The organism is Actinomycetota bacterium (genome assembly GCA_035759705.1).
GTDB lineage: Bacteria > Actinomycetota > CADDZG01 > JAHWKV01 > JAHWKV01 > JAJCYE01.
Window position 1 is genome coordinate 1 of sequence record DASTUJ010000113.1, and the last position, 2,794, is coordinate 2,794.

The window sequence follows — 2,794 nt, forward strand, 5'->3', positions numbered from 1 at the left end:
CCAATCGAGAGTCGGCCGGGTGCTGGAGAAGGGGACGGCAGGGGAGGGCCCCCGCAAGGGCTTACCGGGTTGGAAGAAGTCCATCAACAGCCACGAGGCGTTCACCCACGACTCGATCGACAGCCTGGGGTACGACTGGGAGCGGATCTCCAACCCGTCGATCGCGCCCAAGTTCCCGCTGAAGATCTACCTGCCGCAGACCACCGAGGACATCGTCAAAGTGGTCAAAGAGGTCAAGGAGCTGGGGGAGAAGCTCACGATCCGGGCCAAGGGCCACTCCAGCAACGACCTCGTGCTGGGCGAGGGCGGCCCGATCATGCTGACCGAGAAGCTCGGCGACCTGATCGAGGTCGACGAGGAGAACCTCACCGCGACCGTCCAGGGCGGAGCGGTCTCGGCGAACATCGACGACGCGCTGGCCCAGAAGGGCTTCGGCCTGCCGATCATCGGGGACCACAACCACGTGACGGTCGGCGGGTTCATCTCGGTCGGGGGGATCAGCCCGGCTTCGCACCGTTTCGGGCTTTTTGTCGACAACGTGCTGGAGCTCGAGCTGGTCACCTGGGACGGCGAGGTGGTCAGGTGCAGCCGGGAAGAGAACTCCGAGCTGTTCCACAAGGTCCTGTGCGGCCTCGGCCGGGAGGGGGTCATCGCCACCGTCAAGGTCCGGATCATCCAGGTCGACAAGTTCACCACGGTGCTCAAGAACCACCAGAAGCACTACCGCAAGGTCAACGACTTCGTGAAGGCGTCCGGCAGGAGGCTGCGCAAACCCGGCGATGCCCTGTACGAGCGCGGGGTGTTCGTGAACCTGCCGCTGAAGAGCGGCCGGCTGCTGACGCTCGGCCAGTTCTCCGCCTACCACCCGACGTCGCAGAGTCCCTACAAGACCAGGCGGGACAAGCTGGCGTACAACCTGCTTCACTCCCTGGGCTTCGTGGCCGGAAAGCTACCGGCCAAGGTGGACCGCCTGGTGAAGACGGCGGGACAGCTGGGCGTGATCTTCAGCCCCAAGTGGGCGACCTACAAGAACGTCGAGTTCTTCGCCGACAAGATCCTGGATGCCACAGTAGGCGAGCCCGGGCGGATGTTCATCATCCTGGCGCCGCTGGACGACTACGACGAGCTGTTCCACAAGGGCTACAACATGATGCTCGACTACCGGGAGCGCTACGGATGCTTCTCGTTCGTCTCGGTGTACGTGAAAAGCATCAAGTCGCCCTACCTGGCGAACGGCCGGGCCAAGGACCAGTACAGCGAGATGATGTTCTTCAACGGAGTCACCGAAAAGATGACCCCCGAGATCCTCGAGGAGCTGGCGATTCGGCTGGATGACCTCACAATTGAACATGGCGGTTTTCGCTACATGCACACCAAAACTTCGAAGGACCCGGAACGACGTCGCAAGATCGACCCGAACGCGCAGTACCACGTTCAGAGCCACCAGATCGAGGCCGGAGCAGAAGAGTTGACGGCGGAGCCGAGCGGCACCTCCGTCTAGCAAGAGATTGGAGTCGAAGATGAAACGAGAGATTCCCCTCTACACGCTGGAAGGGGTCAAGGACGCCAAGATAACGCCGTACTACTTCAACACCGAGGACGGCCTGGGCCTCAGCATGCTGCGGTTCCAGCGGGGCGAGGCCTCCGAGTCCGTGATGATCATCCACGGGCTCACCACATCCACCGACATGTTCATCATGCCCGAGCACTACAACCTGGTCAGCTACCTGCTGGACCACGGGTACGGCGACGTGTGGTGCTTCGACTTCCGGATGAGCAACCGGCACTCCTACAACCTGTTCAAGCACCGCTACACGATGGACGACATCGCCCTGTTCGACTACCCGCCGGCCATAGACGTGATGCGCAAGGAGATCGGCGACAACCCGATCCACGTGATCTGCCACTGCCTGGGCGCCGTGTCGTTCACCATGAGCCTGTTCGCCAAGCAGGTCGAGGTCCAAAGCTGCATCGCCAACTCGGTCGGCCTGACGCCCCGGGTGCCGGCGTGGTCCCGGATGAAGCTGAAGATGGCGCCGAACGCCGTCGAGTACGTGCTGGGCTTCCCGTACCTCAACCCGCAGTGGAGCGAGGACCCCGGTTTCACCAGGGGCAAGATGTTCTCCAAGGCGGTCTCTTTCTTCCACCGGGAGTGCGACGTGCCGGCGTGCCACATGCTGAGCCTGATGTGGGGGACCGGGTGGCCGGCGCTCTACAGCCACGACAACCTGCACGAGGTGACCCACCGCCGGGGCGGGGACCTCTACGGTTCCACGTCGATGAACTACTACCGGCACGTGTACAAGATGCTCCAGGCGGGCCACGCGGTTAAGTACGACCCGACCGACGAAAACCTGTCCAGGCTGCCCGACGACTACTTCGAGTTCGCCGCCGAGATCACCACACCGGTCTGCTGGTGCACCGGGGCCGACAACAAGGTGTTCGCCGACTCGAACATCGAGTGCTACAAGCAGATGGAAAAGATCGCTCCCGGACGCGACGAGCTGCTGATCCTGGACGGCTACGGCCACCAGGACCCGTTCATGGGCAAACACAACGACCGGGACGTGTTCCCGAAGTTCGTGGAGTTCCTGGAACGCCACAAGGGTGAGGTCAAGGCACCGGCGGAGGCTTCTAGCGCCTGAAGCACAAGATCGGCGTAGCGATGGCCGTCCAGGGCGGCTTGCCGGACCCCCCGGGCAACCCCAGCCCCGTCCGGTAGGAGGGTCCGGCCCCGACCTCGATGAGGCCGGGCTCAACTGGCCGCTCGCCCGGGGTTTCCTCGCTACCCTGG

The 2,794-nt window shown here is 63.3% G+C and carries 2 protein-coding genes; both read left to right on the plus strand.

The window, feature by feature from the left end; translation table 11 throughout:
* On the plus strand, positions 1 to 1,501 hold a 1,501-nt coding region (locus tag VFV09_07855; protein ID HEU4867626.1), incomplete at its 5' end, for an FAD-binding oxidoreductase.
* 19 nt (positions 1,502 to 1,520) lie between these two features.
* Positions 1,521 to 2,645 carry an alpha/beta fold hydrolase gene (locus VFV09_07860; protein HEU4867627.1) on the plus strand — a complete coding sequence of 375 codons (1,125 nt, stop codon included), beginning with the start codon at positions 1,521 to 1,523 and terminating at the stop codon, positions 2,643 to 2,645.
* The last annotated feature ends 149 nt before the right edge of the window (positions 2,646 to 2,794 follow it).

Bases quoted from the DNA above. Each gene is read 5' to 3' on its own strand.
- VFV09_07860 (HEU4867627.1), top strand. From the start codon at position 1,521: ATGAAACGAGAGATTCCCCTCTACACGCTGGAAGGGGTCAAGGACGCC.